27 protein-coding genes are annotated in these 25,825 nt (G+C 73.8%); 10 read left to right on the forward strand and 17 right to left on the reverse strand.

What is annotated here, in order from left to right; all coding sequences use genetic code 11:
- Positions 1–8: 8 nt before the first annotated feature.
- Positions 9–737: a tRNA (guanosine(46)-N7)-methyltransferase TrmB gene (gene trmB, locus ACQEVC_RS21870; RefSeq protein ID WP_432891617.1), complete on the reverse strand. Its 729-nt coding sequence runs from the start codon at positions 735–737 to the stop codon at positions 9–11.
- Positions 738–1,134: 397 nt separating this feature from the next.
- Between trmB and ACQEVC_RS21875 the strand changes: the two genes are divergently transcribed.
- Together ACQEVC_RS21875 and ACQEVC_RS21880 are read left to right on the forward strand one after the other, a co-directional pair.
- Positions 1,135–1,638 (forward strand): hypothetical protein, encoded by a 504-nt coding sequence (locus ACQEVC_RS21875; RefSeq protein WP_432880428.1) that lies wholly within the window; start codon positions 1,135–1,137, stop codon positions 1,636–1,638.
- A gap of 20 nt (positions 1,639–1,658) precedes the next feature.
- Positions 1,659–2,369, forward strand: a complete 711-nt coding sequence (locus tag ACQEVC_RS21880) for a class F sortase (RefSeq protein ID WP_432880431.1) — start codon at positions 1,659–1,661, stop codon at positions 2,367–2,369.
- A gap of 70 nt (positions 2,370–2,439) precedes the next feature.
- Here ACQEVC_RS21880 and ACQEVC_RS21885 read toward each other — a convergent pair whose 3' ends face one another.
- The 4 genes from ACQEVC_RS21885 to add all read right to left on the reverse strand — a co-directional run bounded on the left by ACQEVC_RS21885 (position 2,440) and on the right by add (position 5,871).
- A complete protein-coding gene (locus tag ACQEVC_RS21885) occupies positions 2,440–2,778 on the reverse strand; it encodes an antibiotic biosynthesis monooxygenase family protein (RefSeq protein WP_318399409.1) in 339 nt (112 codons plus the stop codon).
- A 204-nt stretch (positions 2,779–2,982) separates the two neighbouring features.
- Positions 2,983–3,768, reverse strand: coding sequence for an exodeoxyribonuclease III (locus tag ACQEVC_RS21890; RefSeq protein WP_432880435.1), 786 nt, complete (start codon positions 3,766–3,768; stop codon positions 2,983–2,985).
- A 103-nt stretch (positions 3,769–3,871) separates the two neighbouring features.
- Positions 3,872–4,792, reverse strand: a complete 921-nt coding sequence (locus ACQEVC_RS21895; protein ID WP_432880437.1) for a proteasome assembly chaperone family protein — start codon at positions 4,790–4,792, stop codon at positions 3,872–3,874.
- Positions 4,726–5,871 (reverse strand): adenosine deaminase, encoded by a 1,146-nt coding sequence (gene add, locus ACQEVC_RS21900; protein ID WP_432880439.1) that lies wholly within the window; start codon positions 5,869–5,871, stop codon positions 4,726–4,728. Before add ends, ACQEVC_RS21895 begins: the two co-directional genes overlap by 67 nt.
- A 293-nt stretch (positions 5,872–6,164) precedes the next feature.
- Between add and ACQEVC_RS21905 the strand changes: the two genes are divergently transcribed.
- From ACQEVC_RS21905 to ACQEVC_RS21915, 3 genes are all read left to right on the forward strand, one after another.
- Positions 6,165–7,418: a hypothetical protein gene (locus ACQEVC_RS21905; RefSeq protein ID WP_432880442.1), complete on the forward strand. Its 1,254-nt coding sequence runs from the start codon at positions 6,165–6,167 to the stop codon at positions 7,416–7,418.
- Positions 7,419–7,547: 129 nt separating this feature from the next.
- Positions 7,548–7,694: a hypothetical protein gene (locus ACQEVC_RS21910; RefSeq protein WP_318399414.1), complete on the forward strand. Its 147-nt coding sequence runs from the start codon at positions 7,548–7,550 to the stop codon at positions 7,692–7,694.
- 273 nt (positions 7,695–7,967) lie between these two features.
- Entirely contained in the window at positions 7,968–8,705 is a 738-nt protein-coding gene (locus tag ACQEVC_RS21915; protein ID WP_432891619.1) for an EcsC family protein, read from the forward strand.
- 2 nt (positions 8,706–8,707) lie between these two features.
- Here ACQEVC_RS21915 and ACQEVC_RS21920 read toward each other — a convergent pair whose 3' ends face one another.
- The gene (locus ACQEVC_RS21920; RefSeq protein ID WP_432880445.1) at positions 8,708–9,586 is read right to left on the reverse strand and encodes an SGNH/GDSL hydrolase family protein; all 879 of its coding nucleotides are present in this window, start codon (positions 9,584–9,586) and stop codon (positions 8,708–8,710) included.
- Positions 9,587–9,777: 191 nt separating this feature from the next.
- Positions 9,778–10,200, reverse strand: coding sequence for a PPOX class F420-dependent oxidoreductase (locus tag ACQEVC_RS21925; protein ID WP_432880448.1), 423 nt, complete (start codon positions 10,198–10,200; stop codon positions 9,778–9,780).
- A 152-nt stretch (positions 10,201–10,352) separates the two neighbouring features.
- On the opposite strand from ACQEVC_RS21925, the gene ACQEVC_RS21930 reads away from it, so the two are divergent.
- The 3 genes from ACQEVC_RS21930 to ACQEVC_RS21940 all read left to right on the forward strand — a co-directional run bounded on the left by ACQEVC_RS21930 (position 10,353) and on the right by ACQEVC_RS21940 (position 13,273).
- A complete protein-coding gene (locus tag ACQEVC_RS21930) occupies positions 10,353–10,622 on the forward strand; it encodes a DUF6343 family protein (RefSeq protein ID WP_432880451.1) in 270 nt (89 codons plus the stop codon).
- Between the two features lie 71 nt (positions 10,623–10,693).
- Positions 10,694–12,109, forward strand: a complete 1,416-nt coding sequence (locus ACQEVC_RS21935; protein ID WP_432880454.1) for an NADP-dependent succinic semialdehyde dehydrogenase — start codon at positions 10,694–10,696, stop codon at positions 12,107–12,109.
- A gap of 186 nt (positions 12,110–12,295) precedes the next feature.
- Positions 12,296–13,273, forward strand: coding sequence for a TIGR03885 family FMN-dependent LLM class oxidoreductase (locus ACQEVC_RS21940; protein WP_432891622.1), 978 nt, complete (start codon positions 12,296–12,298; stop codon positions 13,271–13,273).
- 13 nt (positions 13,274–13,286) lie between these two features.
- Here the strand turns inward: ACQEVC_RS21940 and ACQEVC_RS21945 are convergent, their stop codons facing one another.
- Positions 13,287–13,847 (reverse strand): GNAT family N-acetyltransferase, encoded by a 561-nt coding sequence (locus tag ACQEVC_RS21945; protein ID WP_432880456.1) that lies wholly within the window; start codon positions 13,845–13,847, stop codon positions 13,287–13,289.
- 135 nt (positions 13,848–13,982) lie between these two features.
- Between ACQEVC_RS21945 and ACQEVC_RS21950 the strand changes: the two genes are divergently transcribed.
- Positions 13,983–15,407 carry an Nramp family divalent metal transporter gene (locus ACQEVC_RS21950; RefSeq protein ID WP_432880458.1) on the forward strand — a complete coding sequence of 475 codons (1,425 nt, stop codon included), beginning with the start codon at positions 13,983–13,985 and terminating at the stop codon, positions 15,405–15,407.
- A gap of 57 nt (positions 15,408–15,464) precedes the next feature.
- Here ACQEVC_RS21950 and ACQEVC_RS21955 read toward each other — a convergent pair whose 3' ends face one another.
- Complete coding sequence (locus tag ACQEVC_RS21955) at positions 15,465–18,554, reverse strand: glycoside hydrolase family 9 protein (protein WP_432880460.1); 3,090 nt, start codon at positions 18,552–18,554, stop codon at positions 15,465–15,467.
- A 308-nt stretch (positions 18,555–18,862) separates the two neighbouring features.
- Here ACQEVC_RS21955 and ACQEVC_RS21960 point away from each other — a divergent pair, with 308 nt between their 5' ends.
- Positions 18,863–19,591, forward strand: coding sequence for a PP2C family protein-serine/threonine phosphatase (locus ACQEVC_RS21960; protein WP_432880462.1), 729 nt, complete (start codon positions 18,863–18,865; stop codon positions 19,589–19,591).
- A gap of 95 nt (positions 19,592–19,686) precedes the next feature.
- On the opposite strand, the gene ACQEVC_RS21965 is transcribed toward ACQEVC_RS21960, so the two are convergent.
- The 8 genes from ACQEVC_RS21965 to ACQEVC_RS22000 all read right to left on the reverse strand — a co-directional run bounded on the left by ACQEVC_RS21965 (position 19,687) and on the right by ACQEVC_RS22000 (position 25,825).
- A complete protein-coding gene (locus ACQEVC_RS21965) occupies positions 19,687–22,335 on the reverse strand; it encodes an ATP-dependent RNA helicase (protein WP_432880464.1) in 2,649 nt (882 codons plus the stop codon).
- A gap of 148 nt (positions 22,336–22,483) precedes the next feature.
- Complete coding sequence (locus ACQEVC_RS21970; protein WP_432880466.1) at positions 22,484–22,780, reverse strand: gas vesicle protein K; 297 nt, start codon at positions 22,778–22,780, stop codon at positions 22,484–22,486.
- Entirely contained in the window at positions 22,774–22,980 is a 207-nt protein-coding gene (locus ACQEVC_RS21975) for a gas vesicle protein (protein ID WP_346258861.1), read from the reverse strand. Before ACQEVC_RS21975 ends, ACQEVC_RS21970 begins: the two co-directional genes overlap by 7 nt.
- Positions 22,977–23,876: a GvpL/GvpF family gas vesicle protein gene (locus tag ACQEVC_RS21980; RefSeq protein ID WP_432880470.1), complete on the reverse strand. Its 900-nt coding sequence runs from the start codon at positions 23,874–23,876 to the stop codon at positions 22,977–22,979. The genes ACQEVC_RS21975 and ACQEVC_RS21980 overlap by 4 nt, the downstream gene beginning before the upstream one ends.
- Positions 23,873–24,208: a gas vesicle protein gene (locus ACQEVC_RS21985; RefSeq protein WP_432880473.1), complete on the reverse strand. Its 336-nt coding sequence runs from the start codon at positions 24,206–24,208 to the stop codon at positions 23,873–23,875. Before ACQEVC_RS21985 ends, ACQEVC_RS21980 begins: the two co-directional genes overlap by 4 nt.
- Positions 24,209–24,219: 11 nt before the next feature.
- Positions 24,220–24,789, reverse strand: coding sequence for a gas vesicle protein GvpO (gene gvpO, locus ACQEVC_RS21990; protein ID WP_432880475.1), 570 nt, complete (start codon positions 24,787–24,789; stop codon positions 24,220–24,222).
- 1 nt (position 24,790) lies between these two features.
- The gene (locus tag ACQEVC_RS21995; protein ID WP_432880478.1) at positions 24,791–25,042 is read right to left on the reverse strand and encodes a gas vesicle protein GvpG; all 252 of its coding nucleotides are present in this window, start codon (positions 25,040–25,042) and stop codon (positions 24,791–24,793) included.
- A gap of 6 nt (positions 25,043–25,048) precedes the next feature.
- Positions 25,049–25,825 (reverse strand): GvpL/GvpF family gas vesicle protein, encoded by a 777-nt coding sequence (locus tag ACQEVC_RS22000; RefSeq protein WP_432880480.1) that lies wholly within the window; start codon positions 25,823–25,825, stop codon positions 25,049–25,051.

Consider the following 25,825-nt stretch of genomic DNA (forward strand, 5'->3'; position numbering starts at 1 on the left):
CGGCGTTCTCAGCGGCGCCGGAAGATCAGGTCGAGGATCGGGCGGCCGGCGGTCGTACCGCGCCGCTCGAACTTCGTCACCGGCCGGTGTGCCGGGCGGGGGGCGAAGCCGGGATACAGGTTCACCAGCTCCGGGTCGGCGGTCAGGGTGTCGCGCATGCTCTCGGCGTACTCCGGCCAGTCGGTGGCGCAGTGCAGGGTGCCGCCGGGGAGCAGCCGGGAGCGGAGCAGCGCGACGTGCGCCGGCTGGATCAGCCGGCGCTTGTGATGCCGCGGCTTCGGCCAGGGATCGGGAAAGAAGACGTGTACGGCGTCGAGCCGGTCCGGTGGCAGCAGGTGCCGGACGAGGTCGAGCGCGTCACCCCGGGCGATCCGGACATTGGTCAGCCTGTGCCGCTCGGTGAGGGCGAGCAGGTTGGCGATGCCCGGAGTGTGCACCTCGACGGCGAGATAGTCCCGCCCCGGGTCGGCGGCGGCCATCGCCACGGTGGCGTCACCCATCCCGGAACCGATCTCCAGCACCACCGGCGCCTCGCGCCCGAACAGCTCGACCGGATCCAGCCGGCCGCCGGTGGACCGCTCACCGTCGTCGGAGTGCTCCGGAACCGGGACGGTCAGGCCGTACCTGGACCAGAGCTGGTCCAGCGCGTCCAGGTGCCGAGCGCTGAGCCGGCCCCGGCGCGGGTGGAAGGTGCGGATCTGGGCCAGCCGGCCCGACGGCACCTGACCCGACGGCACCCGGCCCGGCGTTCCGGCGGGCCCGGGCTGCGAGGCCGGCACGGGCGCGGCGGTCTGGTCCTGGCTGGCGAGGGTCACGGGAAAGCCAGCCTACGCGATCGGGCCGGCCGACGGCGAAGCTGCGGGGCGGCCGACGGCGAAGCTGCGGGGCGGCTGATCGGGAAGCTGCGGGGCGGCCGACGGCGGGACCATGGGGCGGCTGATCGGGAAGCTGCGGGGCGGCCGACGGCGGGACCATGGGGCGGCCGACCGCGAAGCTACCGGGCGGTCCGACGCGGATCTGCCCGAGAACGCCGGACCGGGTGTGCTCGGCGGCGACAGATGAGAGGATTTCCGCATACGGCAGGCCCAGGGCCCCGCGCGCCCGGTCCTGCCCGAGGCGCCGGGAGGGGGACCAGTGGCAACGCGTCGACGCATCGCGATCCTCTGCGGTGTCCCGCTCGCCCTGCTCTTGGCCGTGCCCGCCCCGGCCCGCGCCGCCGACGTCTTCGTACAGGTCAACCCGAGCACCGTCGAGGCCGGCTTCATGGTCGGCATCAAGGCCAGTTGCCGGACCAACACCCAGCCCGCCACGGTCGAGTCGCCGGCCTTCGGCACCGTGACCGTGCAGCCGCAGGCCGGGTTCCTCACCGCGGTCGCCACCGTGCCGGAGACGACCCGGGCGGACACCTACCGGGTCCGGCTGAGCTGTCCGGATGGCGGGACCGCCTCCACCCGGTTGATGGTGGTGGGCGCCACCCGGCCGCAGAAGGGCCCGGCGACCGGCTTCGGCGGCAGCGCCGGCGACGACCCGGGCGGGCTGCTGGTGGCCGGCGGGCTGGCCAGCACCGTATTCGGCGCCGTGCTGGGCCTGGTCGCCATCCGTCGCCGGGCCCGGTCGACATCCCCCCGCCGGACCTGACCGGGAGGAGTCCCGCCCCGATGGCCCGTACCTCCACCGGCCGGCGTCCCTGGATCGGTGGCCGGCGGCCCTCGCCACACCTGCGGCATCCGGCGGCCCGGTCCGGCGGGAGCCGCCCCCGCCGGAGCATGATCGGGCCGCTGGCGATCGTTCTGGTACTCGTCGGGGTCTTCGCCACCGGCGCCGGGCTGGGCCAGTCGTCGGGAGGGCCGTGGCGCTGGCTGAACGGCGGCACCAAGGAGCCGCCCCGGGAATTCCCGGTGCTCGCGCCGAGCCGGCCGGTGAAGCTGGCGGTCCCGTCGATCGGGGTACGCGCCCCGGTGCACCGGGTCGGGCTCGCCGACGACGGTTCGATCGCCGTACCCGCGCTGGAGAAGCACAACGAGGCCGGCTGGTACGACCGGGGCCCGACGCCCGGCCAGTTCGGGCCGGCGATCATCGTCGGGCACGCGGACACCCGTACCGGACCGTCGGTCTTCCACGACCTGGTGAAGCTCCGGCCGGGCGACCGGATCGAGGTGACCCGGCAGGACCGGTCGGTGGCGATCTTCGAGGTCAACTCGGTCGAGCACTTCGACAAGGACAGGTTGCCCGCCGAGCGGGTGTACGGCGACTTCCGCCGCCCCTGGCTCCGCCTGATCACCTGCGGCGGACGGTGGGTCGGCGGCGGTACGGGCTACTCCGACAACATCATCGCCTTCGCCTCGCTGGTCGACTCCCGGAAGCCCTGACCGGCCGGCCCCACCGGCATCGGCGTTTTTCCCGAGTGGGCCGGGACGGGTCCGGGACAGGCGGGCGGGATTACGGCGCGGTCGGGGTGGCCTGCTGGACCACCTCGAACTCCAGCAGCGTGGCACCGGTGGAGACCGGCCGGGGCTGCTCGCCGCCCGATCCGCCGTCGGCGGGCCCACGGGCGTGCGCCTCCCGGGCCGGCCCGCTCGCCCACGCCTGGTACGCCTCCTCGCTCTCCCACTTCGTGTAGACGAAGTAGCGGTTCTCACCGGCCACCGGCCGGAGCAGCTCGAAGCCGAGGAACCCGGGAGAGTTCTCGACCGCGCCCTGCCGGGCGGCGAACCGGCGTTCCAGTTCGGCACCGGCGCCGGCCGGGACCTCGATCGCGTTGATCTTCACTACTGCCATGGCTTCAGCCTAGGACAGCCGCTCGGAACGCCGGGGGAGCGGCGGCAGCTACCGGGCCGACTCGTAGCGCCCGACGCGAAGTCGTGCCGCACCGCTCCGTTCGCGAGCCCGGGATCCGGCACAGCGTCGAAGGCCGGGAGCGGCCGACGGGACATCCAGGCTGACCCGCCGCCGTCGACCACGACCGTGCCCCGGGAACCCAGCTCACCCGCCGTCCGGCGCGATCTCCACCACGATCGGGGCGTGGTCGGACGGGCCCTTGCCCTTGCGGGCCTCCCGGTCCACGTACGCCGAGGTGACACGCTCGGCGAACGACTCGGTGGCGTACACCAGGTCGATCCGCATGCCCTTGTTCTGGTGGAACATCCCGGCCCGGTAGTCCCAGTAGGTGAACGGGTGCGGACCCTTCATCGGAGTCGGCACCACGTCGGTCAGGCCGAGGGCGCGCAGGTCGGCCAGGGCCTGCCGCTCCGCCGGGGTCACGTGCGTCGAGTTGACGAAGAGCGCCGGATCCCAGACGTCGGCGTCGGTCGGCGCCACGTTGTAGTCGCCGCAGACCACCAGCGGCAGTCCGCTGCGCAGCTCGGCGGCGAGCGCGTCGCGCAGCACTGCGAACCAGGCGAGCTTGTATTCGTAGTGCGGCGAGTCCGGGGTACGCCCGTTCGGCACGTAGATCGACCAGACCCGGAGCCCGGCACAGGTCGCGGAGATCGCCCGGGCCTCCGGCTCCGGAAAACCGGGCTCGTCGGCGAACCCGACCGCGACGTCGGCCAGACCGACCCGGGACAGGATCGCCACCCCGTTCCACCGCCCGTCGCTGTGGCTGGCCACCTCGTAACCCAGCTCGCCGACCTCGTCGGCCGGGAACGAGCCGTCCGGGCACTTCGTCTCCTGCAGGCAGACCACGTCCGGCTTCGTGCCGGCGAGCCAGTCCAGCAGCCGGGGGAGGCGGGCCTTCACCGAGTTGACGTTCCAGGTCGCCAGGCGCATGTGCCCAGCCTGCCCGATCCGGGCGGGAAACGCAGGTGCGCGACGCGCGGGTACGCGACGCCGGGGTCCACCGCCGACGGGCCCCGGCGGCAACGTCCCGCCGTCAGCTTCCCGGGTTGTCTCCCGGCCGGCCCTGCTCGGCGAGGAAGCGCTCCAACTCCGCACCGAGTTCGTCGGCGGTGGGCAGCGGCCCGGTCTGGTTGGCGAGCAGGTTCGGGCCGCCCCGTCCCCGGGTGAAGGCGTCGTACTGCTCCTCCAGCGCGTGCACCAGCGAGGTCGCCTCGTCGGTCTGCGCCACCTGCCGGTCGATGTCGACCCGGACGGCCTCGGCGGCGGTCCGCAGCGACTCGGTGGGCAGCAGCAGGCCGGTGGCCCGGGAGACCGAGGTGAGCAGCAGTTCGGCCGCGCCCGGGTATTCGGTCTGGGCCACGTAGTGCGGCACGTGCACCGCGAAGCCGACCGCGTCCCGGCCCTGCTCGCCGAGGCGGAACTCGAGCAGGTTGCCGGCGCTGCCCGGCACCTGGATGCGTTGCAGCCAGGACTCGTAGCCGGTGATCAGCTCCGGTCGGGTGGCGTGCGCGGTCACCCCGATCGGCCGGGTGTGCGGCACCGCCATCGGGATCGCGTTCAGCCCGATCGTCACGCGTACGCCGAGCCGGCGGATCAGGCTGGTCAGGGCGGCGATGAACCGTTCCCACTGGAAGTCCGGCTCGGGGCCGGACAGCAGCAGGAACGGGGTGCTCTCGTCGTCGTGCAGCAGGTGCAGTTCGAGCTTCGGCTGCTCGTAGTGCTCCCAGTGGTCCTCGATGAAGATCATCGTGGGGCGCCGGGAGCGGTAGTCGAGCAGTTGGTCGACGTCGAAGGTGGCGATCGTCCGGGACTCGAGGGTCGACACCAGGTGTTCCCGGGCGAGCCGGGTCGCGTTTCCGGCGTCGACGAAGCCGGAAAGCGCCTGGATCAGCACCGGCTGACCCAGCTCGGGCAGGTCGTCGGTGAGTTCGTAGAGCTCGTTCGGGTCGAGCACCGGTCAGGACCTCCTTGGGGTACGCCGGGACGCGCCTTCGCGGACGGCGCCCCGATGTAGCAAACGCTGCCGCTATCTTGGTCCATTCCACCGAGCCACTTCGCGACCCCTGCCAGCATCGTCGCGCGGACCTCCGACGGTGCGGCGGACGCCTCGACCGAGGACCGGGCCAGGGTGGCCAGCTCGGCGTCGGTGCAGCCGAGTACGTCCCGGGCCAGCACGTACTGGTCGAGCAGGTTCGTGCCGAACAGCAGCGGATCGTCCGTGCCGAGCGCCACCGGCACACCGGCGGTGAGCAGGGCGCGCAGCGGGGTGGCCGCCAGCCCGGTGGTGACGCCGAACGGCGGATATGAGCTGGGACACACCTCCATCGCCACCGCCTGCCCGGCCAGCAGGTCGAGGGTGGCCGGGTCGGCCGCCGCGGTCAGCCCGTGCCCGACCCGGTGCGCGCCGAGCAGCGTCACGCAGTCCCGGACGTGCCAGGCCGGCTCGTAGAACCCGCTGTGCGGCACGGCCAGCAGCCCTGCCTCGGTAGCCGTCCGCATCGCCGGCACGAAGTCCGCGATCCGGCCCCGGCGCTCGTCGTTGGAGAGCCCGAAGCCGACGACACCGTGCCCGGCGTACCGGGCGGCGAGCCGGGCGACCCGGTCCGCCTGGGCCGGCGGTCCGGCCCAACTGGCCGCCAGCACCACTCCGGTACGCCCGCCGGCCGCACCGGCGAGTACCGCCTCCACCACCGGCTCCAGCCCGCCCAGCCGGTCGGCGTACGTCGTGGGGTCGACCTGGATCTCCACCCAGCCGGCGCCGTCGGCGACGTTGTCGGCGGTCGCCTCCGCCACCACCCGGCTCAGGTCCCCGGCGGTACGCAGCGCCGCCCGGGCCAGGTCGTAGCGGCTCTGGAACGCGGCCCAGCCGTGCAGGGCGCCGGTCGGCAGCGGCTCGGGCAGCGGCAGTCCGTGCCGGTCCGCCAGTTCGGTCAGCGTCTCCGGGCGCATCGAGCCGGTGAGGTGCAGATGCAGGTTGGTCTTTGGCAGCCGACGGAGGTCGCGGCGCGGAAGCGGGTCGGTGACCGGTGCCATAGTCCACGGTCTCACGGGACGGACCGGTCCGGGTACCCGGTGGGGGACCGGTCGGTCGAGCGCGACTCAGCCGATCGGAGGAGGCGGTTGATGTTGCCTGGAGTGACGGTTGATGAGAAGGTATACATCCGGTTGATGGCTAGTGCCTGATTTCTCCGGAACGTCGTGCTTGTGGCGGTTGGCCATCATCGCCCGCGCTTGCGGTCCACTGGCCGATTGTTCGGTCGGCAGATGTGGTGCAGCCCACCCGGTGACTCCCCGTAGTCGGCCTTCGGCATGCCTAGCCTCGTCGGATGCCTGACGACGACCGTTCTGAGACCGCGTATTCCGCCGTGCCCAGCACTGTCCGATCGGATGATGCCTCCTCCTCCGACCCGACACCCGGCGCCGTGCCGCGCCAGTCGCCCGGGACCCTCCGGCCCGCGCCGGCCCGGCTGCGGAGGTTCCTACTCCTGCTGTCGGCCCTGATCGGCCGGCTCCGGCCGCCCGGCCCGGCCGTGCCGCGCCGGCTCGCCCAGTCCGCCGCTGCCGTCGACCGGGTGGTCCGGCCCGGCGCCACCGTGGCCGGCCGGCTGCTGGGGATGGCGGCCGCCCGACTGCGGCTTGCCACCGGGCCGGTACTGGCCCTGCTCCGAGCCCAGGCGCGACGCCTGCGCCGGACTGTCGAGCCCGGGCTGGCCCGGGTCCGCCGGGTGCCCGCCGTGCAGACCGCCGAGCGCGCGGTGCGCCGGGCCGCCGGCCGGGCCGCACCGCCGGCCCGCCGGCTCGCCGTCCGGGCCGGCGCCCTGGTCGCCCGGACCGGGCTGCCGGACCGGCTCGGCCTGCGCCGCCCGGCCGGGGTCGCGGTGGCCGCCGGGCTGCTCTGCTGCCTCGGCGCGCTGGCCGCCGTCGAGGCGGTCTCGCCGCCGGCCGACCCCGCCGGCAGCACCACCGCGAACGCCGAGGACCGGGTCGCGCTCTCCCGGCCGGACGACGGCACCGGCGACCGGACCGGCGCCGATCGCTCGGCGGACCGGTCGAGCCGCTCGGCCGACCACGACCGGTCGGGCACCGCGAAGTCGGACGAGGCCGACCCGGACACGTCTGCCCGGCTGGACGACGCGGAACCGGTGGCCGGGCTGACCGAGGTCCAGATGGACAACGCCCGGGCGATCGTCCGGACCGGCCGGGACATGGGGATGCCGCGCCGGGGACTGATCATCGGCGTGGCCACCGCGATGCAGGAGAGCAACCTGCTCAACCGGGCCAGCGAGGTGCTGCCGGAGTCCAAGCGCTACCGGCACCAGGGCACCGGCTGGGACCACGACTCGGTCGGGCTCTTCCAGCAGCGCACCAGCAGTGGCTGGGGTCCGGTGAACCGCCTGATGGACCCGGCGTACGCGAGTGCCCGGTTCTTCGAGGCGCTGCGCCAGGTGCCCGGGTGGCAGCGGCTGCGGCTGACCGAGGCGGCCCAGGCGGTGCAGTACTCGGCCTACCCCGAGCACTACGCCAAGCACGAGGACCAGGCGACCAGGGTGGTCGACACGCTCGTCCCGTCCTGGCGCTGACCGGGACGGGTCGTCGACTTGATCGGCTCCGGCACGATGGAGGCGTGGACCCGTCCGAGTGGCGATGCCGGTGTGGGCGGACGAGGGATCGGGTACACCTGATACCAGGACCACCCGAGGAGGACCGAGATGGCGTCACTGGTGCAACGGATCCGAATGTTCCTCAGATCCCCGCAGGGCCGGCAGTTCGTCGAGCGCGGCCGGCGTGAGTTCGCCAAGCCGTCGAACCGGGACCGGATGCGCGGAATCGTGTCCCGGCTGCGCGGCCGGCGCTGACCGTCGGCACGCGCCGTTGACCGTCGCCCACGCGGCTGCCGCGATCGTCGGCCAGGTGGGCACGGGTGCCGTCACCTCGGCGGTGCGTGCCGCTCGTCGGTCCTGGCCGGGCCGTGGTCGTAGCCTGATTCCTCCCCTCGACATCCGGAGTGTCCCGTGACCGAGTCCCAGCCGGTCGGCGGCGGAACCGCCGCGCCGGTGCCGCCGACCGACCGTACGCCGCCGGCCGCCGCGAACCCGGGGCCGGCACCCCGTCCGGACGCCGCTGTCGGGGTGGCCCAGGTCGACCCCGGCGCCGCGGCCGAGCCGGCGGCCGAGCCGCCCCCGGCCGAGCCCGCCGACGACCCGGAGCTGACCGTCGCCCCGCCCAGCGGGCTGTGGGAGCGGATGAAGGCCGATCCGCAGTACGCCCCGGAGCACCTCGCCCTGGAGGCGGTCCGGCGGATCGGGCCGCAGGCCCGGGCCTGGGCCGAGCGCACCCGTGCCTGGTACCCGCAGATGACGCCGGAGGCCATGGCCGAGACGGCGATCCGGAAGTTCGTCAACCACGCCCGGGTCTCCGGAGCGATCTCCGGGGCCGCCGGCCTGCCCGGCGCGGTCCTCGACATGGGTGTGCTGGCCTGGACCCAGGCCCGGATGGTGCTCTACGTCGCGGCGGCGTACGGGCACGACCCCGAGCATTCCGACCGGGCCACCGACCTGCTCGTGCTGCAACGGGTACACAAGATCGCCGAGACGGCGCGGCTGGCGCTCGGAGTGGCCGCCGGGCGGGAGCGCGTCGACGCGCTGCGGAGCCGGTCGGAGACCCCGCTGGCCCAGGTGATGCTGCGGCTCGGCCTGAAGCTGGCGCAGATGGCCGGCGTCCGGGCCGCGAAGCGGCTGCTCGCCAAGGCGGTGCCGGGGGCGGCGGTGGTGCTCGGCACCTGGGCGAACTCGTCGGCCACCAAGAGCCTGGCGGCCCGGTCCCAGGAGTTGTACCGGCCCCGGGCGATCATGCCGCCCGGCCGGTAGCCTCAGTCGGCTCGTCGGGCCTGGCCGGCCAGGCCCGACGCCCGCCAGGCCACCTTGGCCAGCTCGTTCTGCCCGGCCACGTTCGGGTGGAAGTAGTCCAGCCGGTTCAGCAGGTCCAGGCCGAACCGCACCCGGTGCGCGGCGCCGCCGTCGTAGCGGCAGCGGGACCCGTACGCCTTGCAGGCGGCGGCGAGCTGGTCGTTGTACGCGTCGATCCGGGCCCGGAACGTCGACCGGCGGGTACGGTCGGCCGGCTCGGTCGAGGTGGGGCTGGCCAGCAGCGCGGGGCAGATCCGCCCCCGCCAGGCGCGTACCGCCCGGGTGTCCTCGTGGCCGACCTCCCAGACCCGGTACAGGTTCGGGATGCTCACCACCAGGACCCGGGCCTTCGGCAGGCCCTTCTTCAGCGTCGCGAGTCCACGGTCGATCTCGGTGCGGAACGCCGCGACAGCGGTCATGTCCTCGATCCCGCCCCGGCAGGCGTCGTTCGCTCCGATGAGTACGGTCACGTAGTCCACCTTGGCGCGTACCGCTGCGGCGGCCTGGCTGGCCAGTCCCGAGGCGCGGGCCCCGTTCACCGCCTTGTTGTGCGCCTTGCCGCGGATGGCCGGGTTCACCTCGCGGAGTTGCCGGTAGAGGCTCTCCACCCGGCTGCTGTCCCCGGTCGACCAGGAGTTGCGCTGGCAGGCGGCAAGGATCAGGCAGGAGCCGAAGCCGGCGGTGATGGAGTCGCCGAGTGCCGCGATCGAGCCGGGCAGTCCGGGCCGGGGCGAGGCGGCCGGGGGGTCGGGCTGGCCCCCGCCGCCGCCGTCGGACCCCTCGCAGGCCAGCGCGAAGGCCGCGAGCAGGGCGGTGACGGCGGCGGTCCAACGTCTGGGCATGCTTCCCCCGGTACAGAGCGGACAGCGATCGCTCCGTAACTGTACGCGGCACCGCCGCCGGCCCGGAACCCTCGCCGGCCGCCGCCGGCACGCGGATCACCGACACCCGACGTCCGCTGGCACCCGGTCAGCGACGAAAACCGGGCAGGACGGCGGTGACCGGGGTGGACGGCGGTGACCGGGGTGGACGGTCAGCGGGTGCGCTGTGGTTGTCCGTTGGTGACCGCGACGAAGCTCTCCGGCCGGATCGTGACGATCACCCGTTCCGGTGCGTCCTTGATCTCGTAGACGTTGTCGTACCGCTGTTGCAGCGAACGGTAGAAGGACGCGACCTCGTCGTCGTCCTCGATCTTCTCCACCACCCCGCGCACCTCGAGGAACCGGTACGGGTCGTCGGGGTCGGCGATCGAGAGCGCGACCCGGGGATCGCGCCGGACGTTGCGGAACTTCTGTCGGCGCTTGGTGTGGGTCATCCTGATCAGTCCGCCGTCCCAGTCGAACCACATCACGTTGCTCTGCGGCCCGCCGTCCGGGCGGGTGGTCGCCAGATGTGCGAAGAGCGGGCGGGTCAGCAGGTCGGCGTGGCTGGGCGGGGGAGTGGGACCGGTCGTCATGCACCCGTTATACCCACCGGGCGGCGAATCCCCCACCGGCCCGGGCCGGTGGGGCGCGCCGAGCGTCGTCTTCAGGGTCACGAGCCGCGCCGGCCGGCGGCCCGGGGCGGCCGGCCAGGTTAGTCCGGGCCCATACCGGGTAGTTCGGCGAAATGGCCGCGAGATCGCAGCCCCGAGGGGCGAAAGGGACGGTTGGCCACCCGTACAGCGCGCTCAACCTGCGCCTGGTGCTGGCCGCGTTCGGTCTGGTGATCTGTGTGGTGCTCGGCGTGCTGGCGCTCCGGGCCGACCTGCTGGTCCTCGCGGTGGTCCTCGGCATCCTCGCCCTGGCCGCCGTGATCGACATGGTCGTGGTGCAGCGCCGCCGGGCCGCGCGGCGCCGGGAGGAGCCGCCGGGCACGAAACACTCGCTCTTCGAGTGACCAGGGAGCCGGTCCCGGCCCGCCCGTGACCCGCGCTCCGCCCGATCCGCCGACATCGAAGGGAGTACGACATGTCGATCGCCACCATCGACCCGACCACGGGACAGGTGCTCAAGACCTTCGACGAGATGACGGACGAGCAACTGGAGGCGACCCTCGCCCGGGCGGCGGCCGGCTTCGACGAGTTGCGCGGCACCACCTTCGCCGACCGGGCCCGGTGGATGTCCGCCGCGGCGGACCTGCTGGAGGTCGAGTGCGACGGCGTTGCCCGGATGATGACGACGGAGATGGCCAAGACGTACGCGTCGGCCAAGGCCGAGGTGGCCAAGTGCGCGGCGGCCTGCCGGTACTACGCGGCACACGCCGAGCGGTTCCTCGCCGACGAGCCCGCCGACGCCGGTTCGATCGGTGCCACCTCGGCGTACGGCCGGTACTTCCCGATGGGCCCGGTGCTGGCGGTGATGCCGTGGAACTTCCCGCTCTGGCAGGTGATGCGGTTCGCCGCACCGGCCCTGATGGCCGGCAACGCGGGGCTGCTCAAGCACGCCTCGAACGTGCCGCAGACCGCGCTCTATCTGGACGAACTGTTCCGTCGGGCCGGCTTCCCGGCCGGTGCGTTCCAGACGCTGATGATCGGCTCGGAGCGGATCGAGCAGGTGCTCGCCGACCCCCGGGTCCGGGCCGCGACGCTGACCGGCAGCGAGGGCGCCGGCCGCTCGGTGGCGTCCATCGCCGGGAAGCACGTCAAGAAGACCGTGCTCGAACTCGGCGGCAGCGACCCGTTCGTGGTGATGCCCTCGGCCGACGTGGCCCGGGCCGCCGAGGTGGCCACCGTGGCCCGCTGCCAGAACAACGGCCAGTCCTGCATCGCGGCGAAGCGGTTCATCGTGCACACCGACGTCTACGACGAGTTCACCGACGCGTTCGTGGCCCGGATGTCGGCGCTGCGGCTCGGCGACCCGATGGACGACGGGACCGACGTCGGGCCGCTCGCCACCGAGCGGGGTCGCGACGAGGTGGCCGAGCAGGTCCGGGACGCCGTCGCCAAGGGGGCCCGGGTGCTCTGCGGCGGGGAGGTGCCGGACCGGCCCGGTTGGTGGTACCCGCCGACCGTGGTCACCGAGCTGACCCCGCAGATGCGGATGTACGCCGACGAGGTCTTCGGCCCGGTAGCCGGGCTCTACCGGATCGGCTCCTACGAAGAGGCGGTCGAGGTGGCCAACGGCACCGACTACGGTCTGGGCGCCAACGCCTGGACCCGGGACCCGGCCGAGCAGCAGCGCTTCGTCACCGACCTGGACGCCGGAATGGTCTTCGTCAACGGGATGACCACGTCCTATCCGGAGTTGCCGTTCGGTGGCGTCGGCAATTCCGGCTACGGCCGGGAACTGTCGGCGCAGGGCATCCGGGAGTTCTGCAACCTCAAGGCCGTCTGGATCGGCGCGGGGGCCTCGGGCGGGCCCGGCGCGGGCGCGCACAGCGAGTAGCGCACGCCGCCGTACCGGCCTGATTGACGGTCCGCGGACATCGCACCTTTTCAACCTCCCCTTGCGGTGCGATGGACCGCAAGGTCGGACGCGGTGCGCGAGCGCCGCGCGATTCAGCTTGAAAAAGGTTCGTTCGTCGGCGTACGGGGTGTGGGGGCCGGGTGCGGCGGGGTACGGGAGACCGCCATGACGGTCTTCGGGCTCCACGCCTCACACGAGCAGATCCATCCCGCCGAGTTGCTCCGGGCCGTCGTCCGGGCCCAGGAGGCGGGCTTCGACGCGGCCATGTCCTCCGACCACTTCTCGCCGTGGAGCGCCCGGCAGGGACAGTCCGGCTTCGCCTGGTCCTGGCTCGGCGCCGCGCTCCAGGCCACCACGCTGCCGTTCGGCGTGGTCAACGCGCCCGGCCAGCGCTACCACCCGGCGATCGTCGCGCAGGCCATCGGCACGCTCGCCGCGATGTATCCCGGCCGGTTCTGGGCCGCGCTCGGCACCGGGGAGGCGAGCAACGAGCACGTCACCGGAGCGGGCTGGCCGCGCAAGGAGATCCGGACCGCCCGGCTGCGGGAGTGCGTCGACGTGATCCGGGCGCTGCTGGCCGGCGAGGAGGTCAGCCACGACGGACTGGTCACGGTGGACCGGGCCCGGCTCTGGACCCGGCCGGCGGAACCGCCCGCGCTGGTCGGCGCCGCGGTGACCGAGGCGACCGCCCGGTGGTGCGCCGAGTGGGCGGACGGTCTGATCACCGTGAACGCGCCGGTGTCCCGGCTGCGCCGGATGGTCGACGCCTACCGGGACGCGGGCGGCCGGGGCAAGCTGCACCTCCAGGTCCACCTGAGCTGGGCGCCCGACCCGGCGGAGGCGGCCCGGATCGCGTACGACCAGTGGCGCAGCAACGTCTTCGCCCCGCCGGTCTGCTGGGACCTGGAGATGACCGACCACTTCGACGTCGTCTCCGAGCAGGTGTCGCCGGAACGGGTCGCCGAGGTGGTCAACGTCTCCGCCGACCTGGGCCGGCACGCGGCCCTGCTGCGCGAGTACGCCGACCTCGGCTTCGACGAGATCTACCTGCACCACGTCGGGCAGCGGCAGGAGGCCTTCGTCGACGCCTTCGCGGCGCTGGTGCTACCCGAGTTGCGGACGGGCGGGTCGGAGCGGGGCTGACCCGGTGCCCGGCTCAGGTCCCGGCCGGCCCGTCCTCGCCGGTACGGCGGCTCAGGCGGCGTTCGAGAAGCTGGCCCGGCCAGGACCGGTCGGCCAGCGGCACGGTGAACGGTTCGGTGGCGGTGAAGCCCTGACTCTCGTAGTAGCGGACAAGGGCGCCGTCGTCACCGGCGTAACAGTCCACCCGGAGCAGGGCGACCCCCTGAGCCCGGGCGAGTTCCTCGGCGTACTCCAGCAGTCGCGCGCCGATCCGCCGCCCGGCGTGGGCCCGGTCGCTGACCAGCAGGTTGACGTACAGCTCGGGTTCGGTCGCGGCCGGGACGTGCGGCACCGCCGCGCCGACGACGATCGCCCCGACCGGGCGGCCGGCAAGTTCGGCCAGGTAGAGGCCGCCCTCGGCGGCCCAGCGCCGGACCTGGGCGATCCGGCGCGGGTTGCCGGAGTGCGGCGCACTGCCCCACTGGCCGGTGCGGCCGCGTACCACCAGCCAGCGGGTGGCGCCGTCGAGCAGGGCGAGCACTGCGGCGACGTCGTCGGAACCACCGGGCCGGACGACGATTTCATCCCTAGGCACAGCGTCCATGTTGGCAGAAGATCTATTCATCACCACCACTGCGAATCGAGCTAGCTCGCATTCGGCCCCGCTGACCGAGACGCCCGGACGGTGTCCGGGGCAACCGGGCCGGTGCCCGTCCCCTGGAGGTCACCGATGACGCAGACCGCCGCCGACCGATTTCCGACGAAACACCTGCCCGGCGTCACCGTACGGGAACTACCCCCACCACCCCGGTCGGCCTGGTCGATCATCGGACCGGGGGTGATCGCGGCCGGCGTCGGTCTGGCGTCCGGCGAGTTCATCCTCTTTCCGTACATCGCCTCGCAGGTGGGGCTGGTCTTCCTCTGGGCCGCCGCGGTCGGCATCGTCACCCAGTGGTTCCTGAACATGGAGATCGAGCGCTACACCCTGGCCACCGGGGAGACCGCGCTGACCGGCTTCTCGCGGTTCTGGCGGCACTGGGGACTGGTCTTCGCGATCATGGTCTACTTCGCCAACCTCTGGCCGGGCTGGGCGTCCAGTTCGGCCACCATGCTGACGTACCTGTTCGGCGGCGACGCCACCTGGATCGCGGTCGGCCTGCTGCTGCTGATCGGCGCCACCCTCACCCTGGCCCCGGTGGTCTACACCGCGCTGGAGCGGGTCGAGTTCGTCAAGGTCGGGCTGGTACTCGTCTTCATCGCGGTCGCGGTGGTCTTCGCCATCTCGGCCCAGGCCTGGGGCGACCTGCCGACCGCGGTGACCGCCCCCGAGTTCCCCACCGAACTCGGCTTCGCGCTGATGCTCTCCGCGCTGGTCTTCGCCGGTGCCGGCGGCGGGCAGAACCTGGTGCAGTCCAACTGGATCCGGGACAAGGGCTACGGCATGGGCACGTACGTGCCCCGGCTGGTCAGCCCGGTCACCGGCCGGGAGGAGGCAGCCCCGGACGGTCGCGGATTCGTCTTCGAGCCGACCGAGGAGAACCTGGCCCGCTGGCGGCGCTGGTGGCGGCTGGCCAACCGGGAGCAGGCGGTCACCTTCGCGCTGATCTCGTTCGTCACCATCGTGCTGACCTCGCTGCTGGCCTACTCCACCGTGTACGGGGTGCCCGGGCTGGCCAACGGCGTCTCGTTCCTCCAGGTCGAGGGGGAGCGGCTGAAGGAGATCGTCGGTCCGTGGTTCGGCACCCTGTTCTGGGTGGTCGGAGCGCTCTCGCTCTTCGCCGCCGCGATGGGCATCGTCGACTACACCAGCCGGCTCGCCGCCGACGTGCTCAAGACGGCGTACCTGCCCCGGTTCTCCGAGAGCCGGATCTACTTCGCGCTGGTCTGGGGGCTGGTCGGGCTCGGCTGCGCCATCCTGCTGGCCGGCTTCGACCAGCCGCTGATCCTGCTGGTGATCTCGGCCTGCGTCGGCGGGCTGATGATGTTCTTCTACTCGATCCTGCTGCTGCTGCTCAACCGTCGGGTGCTGCCCGAGCAGATCCGGCCCCGGTCGTACCGGGTGGTGGCGCTGGTCTGGTCGGTGCTGCTCTTCGGGGTCTTCTCCGCGCTGACCGTCTGGCAGCAGGGCGACCGGCTGCTCGACTGGCTGCGCTGAGCGGGACGGAGCCCCGACCCGTCACCACACGGGTCGGGGCTCCGACGCGTCACCGGGTCAGCCGCACGGCACCCCGTTGACCGTGAACAGCACCGGATTCGGGTTCGGGCCACCGGCCGTGGTGGCGTTGAAGCCGAACATCTGGCTGGCGCCCGGCATGATCCGCGAGTTGTACGACTCGTTGCGCGCGGTGACCCGGGCGCCCGACTGGGTCACCTTCGCCATCCACGCCTCCCGGACCTTCTGGTCGCCGTTGAACGCGAAGCTCAGCGTCCAGCCGTTGATCGGCGTACTGCCGGTGTTGGTGATGGTCGCCTGCCCGGTGAACCCGCCGCCCTCGGCCCAGGCGCCGTGGTTGACGTACGTCACCCGGCAGCCGGAGCCGGCCGGCACCGAGGTGCTCCCGCCCTGGTCGGCCAGGAACGAGGCGATCCAGGCGAGCGCCGAGTTCCAGTTGATCGCCACCTCGTTGGTGGCGTACGAGGCGATGTCGTCGACGTAGCAGAACATCGGCGCGCACCCCTGGAGCAACTGCTCGGCGAACGGGTCGTCGAGACTGGCGTTCGCGCCACCGGCGATCGAGCCGGCCGGCGGGTTCGGCAGTGAGTCGTCGTACTGGTTGCCGAAGATCCGGCTGTGCTGGTTCTTCGACGCCTTCTCGCCCCACCCGGTCACGTACGACTGGTTCAGCGCGTTGCGGCCGAAGATGTAGTCCATCCCCTGCACCGCGCCGTCCCGGTACTTCGGCTGTCCGGTGAGGTCGAAAGCGGTGGCCAGGACGACGGCGTTGTTGATGATGTTGCTGTTGGCGCCCCAGAAGTAGCTGCCCGGGGTGCCGGGCATCGGCAGCCCGTACGCCTGGCCCTGCGCGGTGGCCAGGTAGCCGTCGGCGGCGGCCACCACCGAGGCGCGGATCCGGTCCCGCTCGGCCGCCGGCAGGCCGCTCGGCACGGTGGCCAGGTCGAGCCGGCCCAGCGCGGCGGTGCTGCCCCAGCCGAAGCCGTGCGCCCCGAAGACCTCGTCGTCGGTGTGGTGCGCCGAGGCGGTCAGGTCGGCCAGGTAGGGCGCTTCGCCGGTGCTCAGGTAGAGCTCGGCGGCGGCCCAGTAGAACTCGTCGGTGACGTCGCCGTCGCTGTACGAGCCGCCGCCGTTGCCGTCCTGCGGGTCGGCGTACCGGGTCGGGTTGGCCTTGGCCGCCGCGTACGCCGTGCTGGCCGCGGCCCGGCAGCGCTCCGCGAACGCGGCGTCGTACGGGGCGTACAGCCGGGCGCACTGCGCGGCGGTGGCGGCCAGGTTGAGCGTCGCCGCCGTGGACGGCGGGTGCAGTTCGCGCAGCTCCGGGTCGTCCTCCGGTTGCAGGGGCAGCCCGGTCCAGTTCTGGTCGTGCATCTTGTGGTGCGCCATCCCGGCCAGCGGCTCGCCGGCCGGCACCTGCATCCGGAGCAGGAACTCCAGCTCCCAGCGCGCCTCGTCGAGGATGTCCGGCACGCCGTTGTCGCGTTCCGGCACCCGCAGCGTGCCGTCGGCCAGCGCCGCGCCGCCGCCGGCGGTGGGCGCGGTCTTGGTCCGCTCGAAGGCGCTCAGGAGCTGGTAGGTGGCGATGCCGCCGTTCACCACGTACTTGCCGTGGTCACCGGCGTCGTACCAGCCGCCCCGGACGTCGAGGCGGTAGTCGCAGACCCCGGGCTGGCACGGTACGTCGGTGTCGCCCCGGTTCGGCGCCACCCCGAGGTGCCCGGCCGGCCGGGCGTACGCCTCGCCGACCAGGTCGCCGTCGATCGCGATGCCACTGCGCTGGATGTAGAAGAACTGGAGCGAGTCGGAGCGGAGCTGCTTCCAGACGTCGGTCGAGATGTCGAACGGGTGGCTGGTCTGGCCGTCGGCGGTCAGCGTGTAGCCGGTGCCCGGGGTGCGGAAGGCGGAGAAGTCCACGCTGTGCGTGTTCTGCGCCGATGCCTGGTCCACGCCGCGCGGGGTGCTCTGCCCGCTGGCCAGCACGGCACCGGCGGCCGACTTCAGCTCCCAGCCCAGCGGCTCGGTGGCCTCGGTGACGATCGTGGCGTTCTTCGGCCCGGCCGGCAGGTAGCCGACCTGGTTGACCCGGACCCGCGGCCCGGTGTCCGGCACGTACGGCGGCTCCTCCTCGCCACCGAGCAGCGAGGCGTTGTCCAGGCAGAAGGTGTACGCCGAGGCGGCGCCGCCGACCTGGAACGCCACCTGGGCGACCTCGGTGTCGGCGGTGGCGGTGAAGGTCCGCTCGACGTGCTGCGCCTCCGGGCCGAAGGTGATGTCCTCGGCGAAGAACGAGGTGTACGGGTCGACGCCGAGCTGCACCGCCACCCGTACGGTCGCGCCGGGTGTGGCGGAGGCGTCGAAGGAGAGCGTGTACGACTCGCCGTCGATCAGCGTCACGTCGTTCTGCCCGACGCCGCCGTCCCAGGGGTTGGCCAGTCCGCCCGGTACCTCGGAGCAGAGCCGGCCGTCGGTCACCGCCGTGGCGGTGGTGCCGTAGGAGTACCAGCCGGTGGTTCCGTTCGCGAAGTCGCCGTTGGTCAACTGCTCGGCGCCGCCGGGTGGCGGCCCGGTGTCGGCGTCACTGGCCAGCGAGACGTCGTCCAGGCAGAACGTGTACGCCTCGGCGGCGCCGCCGAGCTGGAACGTGAGGGTGCCGTTGGCCGAGTCGAGGGTGCCGGTGAACTCGTACCCGAACTCCTCGGCGGTGGCGGTGAGCGCGACGTCCCGGGAGAAGACCGTGGTGTACGGGTCCTCGTTGAGCTGCACGTTCGCTTTCACCGTGACCGGCGCACTGGCCGAGGCGCGGAAGCTCAGCGCGTAGCTGGCGCCGTCGCCCAGCGGAATGGTGTTGTGGCCGAGGCTGGCGTCCCAGGGGTTGGCGAGGCCGCCGGGGACCTCGGTGCAGAGCTGGCCGTCGACCGGGGCGAGGGTGAGGTTGGTGGTGGACCACCACGGGGCGGTGCCGTCGGTGAAGGTGCCGTTGACGATGTGTTCGGTGACCGCCAGGGTGCCGGCGGTGCCGTCGGGCCGGGCCTGTGCCCCGGTGGCGGTGCCGGTGAGCAGCAGGGCGGCGGTGGCGAGCAGGGTGACCGCGCGGGCGGACCGGCGGTGGCGGTGGCGGGGTCGGAGCACGGGGGATCCCTTCCGGTGGGCGTGCCGCCAGCGGGCCCGCAGCACTCGGGTTCGCGGCGGTGAAACCGGCAGCGCTGGTGGGAGCGCTCCCAATACGGAGCCGATGTTGCCAGTCCGTTTCTGGCATGTCAATCGACCGAGCTGGATCGAATTCCGGCCCGGTGGACGGCTGCGGACCGGCTACCGGCGCCGGAACGGCTCGCGATTCGTGATCACCGTAGCCACGTACGGTAAATTTCGATCGCCACTCCGGCCCGTTGGTGATCTACTGCAAGCATTTCGGCCGTCTTTTTGGCAGGCTGCCAGCCATGAGCCTGAAGCTGCGATCCGTGGCGGTGAGCGACCGCGGCCTGATCCGGGGTGCGAACCAGGATTCCGTGCACGCCGGACCCTGGCTGCTCGCCGTGGCCGACGGCATGGGCGGAATGGCCGCCGGCGACCTGGCCAGCACCATCGCCATCGACGCGATCCGGCCGCTGGACGTGGAGACTCCGGAGGAGGGGTTGGTCGCCGCCCTGCAGGGCGCCGTGGACACGGCGAGCGCGGGCATCCGGGCAGCGATCGCCGAGGACCCGGAACGGCAGGGCATGGGCACCACCCTCACCGCGCTGCTGCTCGCCCGTACCGGTGCCTGCCTCGCCCTGGCCCACGTCGGCGACTCCCGGGCGTACCTGCTGCGCGGCGGCACGATGACGCAGCTCACCCGGGACGACACCTTCGTGCAGATGCTGGTCGACGAGGGGGTGATCAGCCCGGAGGAAGCGCAGAGCCATCCCCGCCGGGCGGTGGTCACCCGGGCCCTTCAGGGCGAGCCGGTCACCCCCACCTACACCACCGTGGTGCCCCAGCCCGGCGACCGGTGGCTGCTGTGCAGCGACGGATTGTCCAATGTGGTCCGCCCGGACAGCCTGGCCGAGGCGCTGCTCGGCTACCCCGACCCGGCCGGCTGCGCACAGCGGCTGGTCGACCTGGCCCTGCGGGCCGGCGGGCCGGACAACATCACCGTCGTGGTCGCGGACGTCGTCGACACTCCCTGACCACACCCGCGCCGGCTCCTCGACGGGTACGACGTAGCTGAGGCGTCGAGCGTGGCCGACCGCGCGGTCCAGGTTGACGAAGGTTCAGCGGCCGGCTATCCGCGGCGGGGTTGCAGGCCGCGGGTCGGGGGCGCCCCGGTCGGGTCCGCCGGCCACGGGTGCCGGGGGTAGCGACCGCGCAACTCGGCACGTACCTGCGGATAGCCGGTCCGCCAGAACGAGGCGAGATCCCGGGTCACCGCGACCGGACGACCGGCCGGGGAGAGCAGGTGTAGCAGCACCGGCACCCGCCCGTCGGCGATCCGGGGCACGTCCCGCCACCCGAACGTCTCCTGCAACTTGACCGCCAGCACCGGTGCCGCCGGATCGGAGTAGTCCACCCGGTGGCGTGACCCGCTCGGCACGGCGAGCCGCTCCGGGGCCAGTTCGTCCAGCCGGGCCGCCTCGCGCCACGGCAGCAGCCGGCGGAGTGCCGCCGGGACGTCGATCCGGGCCAGGTCGGCCCGACGCCGGGCGGCGGCCAGCTCCGGACCGAGCCACTCGTCGGCCCGGTCCAGCAGGGCCGCGTCGGTCACCTCCGGCCACTCACCGCCGAGGGCCTGCCGGCAGAACGCCAGCCGAGCCCGCAGCTCCCGCGCCGGCCGGGTCCAGGTCAGCAGGTCGAGCCCCACCTGACGCAACCCGTCCCGCAGCGCGGCGGCGACCCGGGCCGGGTCCGGCCGGGCCAGCGGGCGGTCCAGCAGCACTATCGCGCCCAGCCGCTGCACCTCGCGGGCCACCACGTCCTCGCCGGACCAGGCGATCTCCTGCTCGCGCCGGAGCAGCGCGGCACCGGCCTCCCGGGCGGTGGCCCCGTCCACCACCGCCGCCTGGCGGATCACCGCACCCCGGCGTCCCGGCGCCCGGTCGGCCACCGAGATCGCCAGCCACTCCGCCCCGGCCAGCGGCGAGCCCGGCGCCAGATCCGCCGCGGTGCCTCCGGCCATCAGGTACGTCTCGGCGCCGGCCTGCCGGGCCCGGGCCAGCCGCTCCGGGTACGCCAGCCCGACCAGCAGCCCGGCGGCCAGGTCGTCCGGCAGCTCCGGCCCGGCCCGCCGGCCGTCCCGCCCGGCCCGTCGGTTGTCGGGGCCGGTCCGTCGGTCGTCGGGCCCGTTTCGTTGGTTGTCGGGGCCGGTCCGTTGGTCGTCGGGGCCGCCTTGCCGGTCGTCCGGCTCGGCGGAGAGGGGCGGCTCGGCGGAGGGGGGCGACTCGTCGAGGGCGGCCCGAAGCCGGTTCACCTCCGCCCGCCACCTGGTGCCGGCGGGGTCCGTACCGGAGCGGAGCCGGCGCCAGGTGGCGACCAGGTCGTCACCGGGAGCGGACTCGGCGAGCACCGCGACCACCTCGGCGGCCCGGTGCGGCCGCACCCGGGCAGCGCCGTCCAGCAGCGCCCGGGCCAGCCGTGGATGCGCGCCGACCGCCGCGATCGCCCGGCCCCGCCCGGTCACCCGGCCGTCCGGGGCGACCGCACCGAGCGCCTCCAGAGTGGCCCGGGCCACCTGCATCGCCGCCGCCGGAGGCGGATCCGGCAACGCCAGCCCGGTGCCGTCCGGACGCCCCCAGCAGGCGAGCTGGAGCGCGAAGGAGGTGAGGTCGGCTACCGCGATCTCCGGCTCGGGCTGCGCCGGCAGCCGGTCGTGGTCCGCCGCCGACCAGCACCGGTAGACCCGGCCCGGCGCCTCCCGGCCGGCCCGCCCGGCCCGCTGGGTCGCCGCCGCCCGGGACACCGGCACCGTCACCAGCGCGCCGAGTCCACGGGCCAGGTCGGTCCGGGCCACCCGGCTCAGCCCGGCGTCGACCACCACCCGCACCCCGGGCACGGTGAGGCTGGTCTCCGCGACGGCGGTGGCCAGCACGACCCGGCGTCGACCGGCGGCCGGGCGGAGCGCGGCGTCCTGCTCGGCACTGGACTGCCGGCCGTGCAGGCGTACCAGGTCGGTGCCGGCCAGCCCGGTCAGCCGGCCGGCGACACCGTTGATCTCCCCGGCGCCGGGGAGGAAGACGAGCAGGTCGCCGTCGTGCGCGGCCAGCGCCCGGCGTACGGTCGCCGCGACGTGGTCGAGCAGCCGGGGATCGACCCGCAGCCCGTGCGGCGGATCCACCGGCCGGGGCGGCGGTGCCCAGACCACGTCCACCGGGTACGCCCGACCCTCGGCACGCAGCACCGGGGCCGGCTCCGCCGCCGTGCCGAGCAGCGCGCCGAGCCGCTCCGCCTGGGCGGTCGCGGACATCGCCAGCAGGCGCAGCTCCGGCCGGAGCGCCGCCCGGACCTCGATGCCGAACGCCAGGGCCAGATCGGCGTCGAGCTGCCGCTCGTGAGCCTCGTCGAGGAGTACCGCACCGACGCCGGGCAACTCGGGATCGTGCTGGAGCCGCTGCACGAGCAGGCCGGTGGTGACCACCTCGATCCGGGTCCGGGCACTGGTCCGGCGCTCGCCGCGCACCGCGTACCCGACGGTCTCGCCGACCCGTTCGCCGCGCAGCTCCGCCATCCGGCGGGCGGCGGCCCGGGCCGCGACCCGGCGCGGCTGTGCGACGACGATCCGCCCGTCGACCTGGTCGGCCAGCGCCAGCGGGACCAGTGTGGTCTTGCCGGCCCCGGGCGGAGCCACCAGCACCGCGACGCCATGCTCCGCCAGCGCCTCGGTCAGGGCCGGCAGGATGTGCCGGACCGGCAGGTCGGCGGCGGATTCGGACGGTGGCACCGGGCCAGTGTCGCACCGGCGCCACCGGCGGCCGGGATCCGGGCGGCTTCCTGGCACCCGGCCGGCTCGGTTTCTGCTCACGGTCGGCGGTGGCCGGCTCGGTCACCTCGACCAGGGCGAGCGGCACGGGCACCCGGGCGGGCTGCGGTCAGTCCCGGGGCAGCAGCGGTCCGAGCGGCCCGAGGTCGAGGTTGAGGTCCTCCGGCGTCAGGCCGAAGTGCTCCCGCAACTCCGTCATCTGCTCGTCCAGCGCCATCAGGGTGCTGCCGACCCGCTCGATCTGCTCCTCGGTCAGGTCACCCTGGTCGATCCGGCGCAGCGCCTGCCGTTCCATCAACTGCCGCAGCAACTCCACGATGGTGAGCACCAGCCCGGCCAGGCCACGCTCGACCCCACCCCGGTCCACCTCGACCCGCCCCGGCCGGGGCTGCTCCGGGCTCAGCACGGCGTACCGCCGTCGGTCGGGTCCCGTCGGTCGGCGGCGCGTACGGAGGCGAGCAGCGCCCGCAGCGAGACGTACACCAGGTCCACGTCGGCGATCGACAGCACCAGGTCGCCACTGACCACGACTCCGGTGGCGAGTACCCGGTCGAGCAGGTCGACCAGCGCGACCGGCCGGCTGTCCACCACCTCCCGCCCGGTCACCGCCGCACCCCGCCAGCGTGGGCCGGGCCGGTACCGGTGTCGTCGAGCCCGCCGGTGTCGTCGAGTCCGACGGTGTCGTCAAGCCCGCGGGTGTCGTCGAGCCCGGCGGTGTCGTCGAGCCCGCGGGTGTCGTCGAGTCCGGCGAACGAGTACGGCGGCCACGGGCCGGTCAGCTCCAGCCGGAGCATCGGGTACCGGGCACCCAGCTCCCGGACCAGGTTCCCGAATCCCGCCGCCCGCCCGCCGGGCAGCAGGTAGGCGCCGTTGAGCACCATCGGGTCCGGTACCCCGGTCAGGCTCCGGTCCTGCGGCCGGTGCCGGCGGGCCGCCTCGGCGTACCCGGCCAGCGCCGCGTGTACCGCTTCGGCGCCCTCCGCCGCAGCCTGCCGGGCCGCCTCACCCGCCGTGAGCGCGGCGCGCCGGCGGCGCAGGTACTCCGCACCGGCGCCGCCGCCGGCCGACCGCGCCGCCGTCGTTGTCGACTCGTCGGCCACCCGCATCGAGTACGCCTTCACACCCCACTCGGCCCGGTCGGTGAGCCGGTCGAGGGCGGCGGCGAATCCCGCCCGCCGCTCGTGCAGCCCCGCCCGGAGCGCCGGCTCGTCCCGGTAGACGGTGGCCAGCCGGGTCGGCAGGACCGGGCCGAGCCGCCAGACCGCCTCGATGACCCGGTGGTGGGCGCTCGCCGCCGCCTCCAGCCAGCGCAGGTCACCCAGGTTCCGGTGCAGCGCCGCCTCGCCGTACTCGTCGAGATCCACCGGCGTCACCACCGCGACCAGCTCGCCGACCCGTACCACCTCGACCGGACTCCCGCCCGTACCGGTGAGCCCGGCCAGCCGGTCGGGCCGCAGGTGCCGGGTCACGGCGTGCAGCCAGATCCCGGATCCGCCGCTCATCGTTCCTCCTCCTCCGTCCGCCGATCGGTCCGGTCCGGCAGCGCCCGGTCGGACCGCCCCGCGTCGGCACCCGACCCGACGGACGGGCGGGAACGGCCGCCGAGGAACGGGTCGTGCTCCCACCAGTCGATCCCCATCTCCCGGGCGGTGTCGACGGAGGCGACCACCAGGCGCAGCTTGATGGTCAGCAGCTCGATGTCGAGCAGGTTCACCCGGATGTCGCCGGCGATCACCACGCCGCGGTCGAGTACCCGCTCCAGGATGTCCGCCAGGTTGCCGGTGTCGCCGGTCGCCGGGCGGCCGTGACCGTGGCCGTAAGCTGGTTGTGGCATCGACATGTCGGTCACCCCGCCCCGGTTCCGCTGTCGCCGCGGCCGCGCGGATAGCGCCGGGTCCGCCGATAGCCGGCCAACTCCCCGCTGGTGTCCAGCTCCGTCCGATAGACCGCGAGGATGTCCGCCGAGGAGGGCACCCGGGCGTCCTCGACGACCTCCACACCGACCACCCAGCCTCGCTCCGTGCGGTCCAGCGAGGTGACTCCGGTGACCTGCTTGCCGGTCAGGCCGGCGATGTGCCGCGCGCCGTTGCGGGCCGCGACCTGCGCGGAGACCACTGCGGCCGGGCTCGCACGCCGCCGCGCCGGCCGCCGCCGGCCCTCGGTCCGATCGTCGTCGTAGTAGTGGTCGTCGGCCGGGTCGTCGTCGTACTCGTCGTCGGTCCGGTCCTCGTCGTACTCGTCCTCAGCCTCGTCGTCGGTCCGGTCCCCCTCGTCCGCGTCGTCGTCGTCGTACCGGTTGTCGTCGGGGCGGTCGTCCTCCTCGCGGTGGTCGGTCTCGTCGCGGTGGTCGTCGTCCTGGTCCGGGTAGCCGTCGTGTTCCCGGTAGCGGTCGGCGCGGTGAGTGCGCGCGGCCATGTCATCTCCCTTCGGGTACCGCGTCCGACACGTCGGGTCGGGCGATCAGGCGGTCGAGGATCCGTTGCTCTGCCTGCGCGAGTTCCGGTTCCGAGATCTCGCCGGCCGCCGCCGCCTCGGCCAGCTCGGTCAACTCGCGCTGCACCTTGACCGGGTCGTGCAGTTCACGTTCCGCCTGGTCGCGGAGGAGCCGGGCCAGCCCGGTCAGTCCGCGTACCGGGCCGAGCGGCAGGGAGAGCAGGATGCCCAACACCGGCCGTCACCGCCCCGCCGCGGCGGGGACGAAGTCCCAGGGCGCGGCGGGGCCGACCGTCCGCACCGTGGCCCAGTCCCGCCACGCGTCGGCGAGGTCCCGCACCGCGTCCGTGAAGGCCGCCCGGCGCCGTCGCTCGACCAGGAACGCGACCCGGGCGGCGTCCTGCTCGTGGTGCGCCGGCAGCGGCGCCTCGGCCAGGCAGTACGGGGCGAGCGCTTCGGTCAGCCGCTCGGTGTCGGCCGCCCGGTGCGCCTCCACCGCCCGAGCGACGATCTCGCCGAGCCGGATCCGCAGGTCGACGTCGGCCTCCGCCGGCCGGTCCCGCAGCCGGTCGCGCAGGTCGGCGGCCTCCGGCTCCTCGGCCAGTACGCCGGCCAGCAGGGCCCGCTCGACGTACCGGGCCCGGACGACGTACTCGACCCGGCCGTCCAGCTCGGCCAGCGCGGCCCGGTACTCGTCGTGGCGCAGCGCCAGCAGTTCGGTCACCGCCGCCGTACTCGGCAGCACCGTGCCGAACCGGACCGGCAGTACCGGGACCTCGGCGGTCACTGCGACGCCGTCCAGCAGGTCACGGTAGGCCAGCAGGTCCTCCGGACGTCCCAGCCGTACGTCCAGGGGCGTCTCGCTGACCAGGGCGGCGACGTCGCCGTGCCGGATCGTGCTGACCGGCCCGAGCGGGTCGCCCAGGCCACGGGCCTGCGGGGTCACCTCGACATCCGCCGGCACCAGACCGTAGAGGAGCTGCCCGGCACCGGAGTCGACAGTGGACGTGGGTGTCAT

Source organism: Plantactinospora sp. CA-294935 (assembly GCF_050936445.1).
In the GTDB taxonomy this organism is placed as follows: Bacteria; Actinomycetota; Actinomycetes; order Mycobacteriales; family Micromonosporaceae; genus Plantactinospora.

What these genes read in the sequence shown, in the direction of transcription:
- ACQEVC_RS21910 (WP_318399414.1), top strand. Translation starts at nt 7,548, where the DNA reads ATGGCGTCACTGGTGCAACGGATCCGAATGTTCCTCAGATCCCCGCAG.
- gvpO (WP_432880475.1), bottom strand. Translation starts at nt 24,789, where the DNA reads ATGGCCGCGCGCACTCACCGCGCCGACCGCTACCGGGAACACGACGGC.
- ACQEVC_RS21985 (WP_432880473.1), bottom strand. Translation starts at nt 24,208, where the DNA reads ATGCCACAACCAGCTTACGGCCACGGTCACGGCCGCCCGGCGACCGGC.
- ACQEVC_RS21925 (WP_432880448.1), bottom strand. Translation starts at nt 10,200, where the DNA reads ATGACGACCGGTCCCACTCCCCCGCCCAGCCACGCCGACCTGCTGACC.
- ACQEVC_RS21930 (WP_432880451.1), top strand. Translation starts at nt 10,353, where the DNA reads ATGGCCGCGAGATCGCAGCCCCGAGGGGCGAAAGGGACGGTTGGCCAC.
- ACQEVC_RS21905 (WP_432880442.1), top strand. Translation starts at nt 6,165, where the DNA reads ATGCCTGACGACGACCGTTCTGAGACCGCGTATTCCGCCGTGCCCAGC.
- ACQEVC_RS21980 (WP_432880470.1), bottom strand. Translation starts at nt 23,876, where the DNA reads ATGAGCGGCGGATCCGGGATCTGGCTGCACGCCGTGACCCGGCACCTG.
- ACQEVC_RS21880 (WP_432880431.1), top strand. Translation starts at nt 1,659, where the DNA reads ATGGCCCGTACCTCCACCGGCCGGCGTCCCTGGATCGGTGGCCGGCGG.
- ACQEVC_RS21940 (WP_432891622.1), top strand. Translation starts at nt 12,296, where the DNA reads ATGACGGTCTTCGGGCTCCACGCCTCACACGAGCAGATCCATCCCGCC.
- ACQEVC_RS21950 (WP_432880458.1), top strand. Translation starts at nt 13,983, where the DNA reads ATGACGCAGACCGCCGCCGACCGATTTCCGACGAAACACCTGCCCGGC.
- ACQEVC_RS22000 (WP_432880480.1), bottom strand. Translation starts at nt 25,825, where the DNA reads ATGACACCCACGTCCACTGTCGACTCCGGTGCCGGGCAGCTCCTCTAC.
- ACQEVC_RS21885 (WP_318399409.1), bottom strand. Translation starts at nt 2,778, where the DNA reads ATGGCAGTAGTGAAGATCAACGCGATCGAGGTCCCGGCCGGCGCCGGT.
- ACQEVC_RS21960 (WP_432880462.1), top strand. Translation starts at nt 18,863, where the DNA reads ATGAGCCTGAAGCTGCGATCCGTGGCGGTGAGCGACCGCGGCCTGATC.
- add (WP_432880439.1), bottom strand. Translation starts at nt 5,871, where the DNA reads ATGGCACCGGTCACCGACCCGCTTCCGCGCCGCGACCTCCGTCGGCTG.
- ACQEVC_RS21920 (WP_432880445.1), bottom strand. Translation starts at nt 9,586, where the DNA reads ATGCCCAGACGTTGGACCGCCGCCGTCACCGCCCTGCTCGCGGCCTTC.
- ACQEVC_RS21890 (WP_432880435.1), bottom strand. Translation starts at nt 3,768, where the DNA reads ATGCGCCTGGCGACCTGGAACGTCAACTCGGTGAAGGCCCGCCTCCCC.
- ACQEVC_RS21935 (WP_432880454.1), top strand. Translation starts at nt 10,694, where the DNA reads ATGTCGATCGCCACCATCGACCCGACCACGGGACAGGTGCTCAAGACC.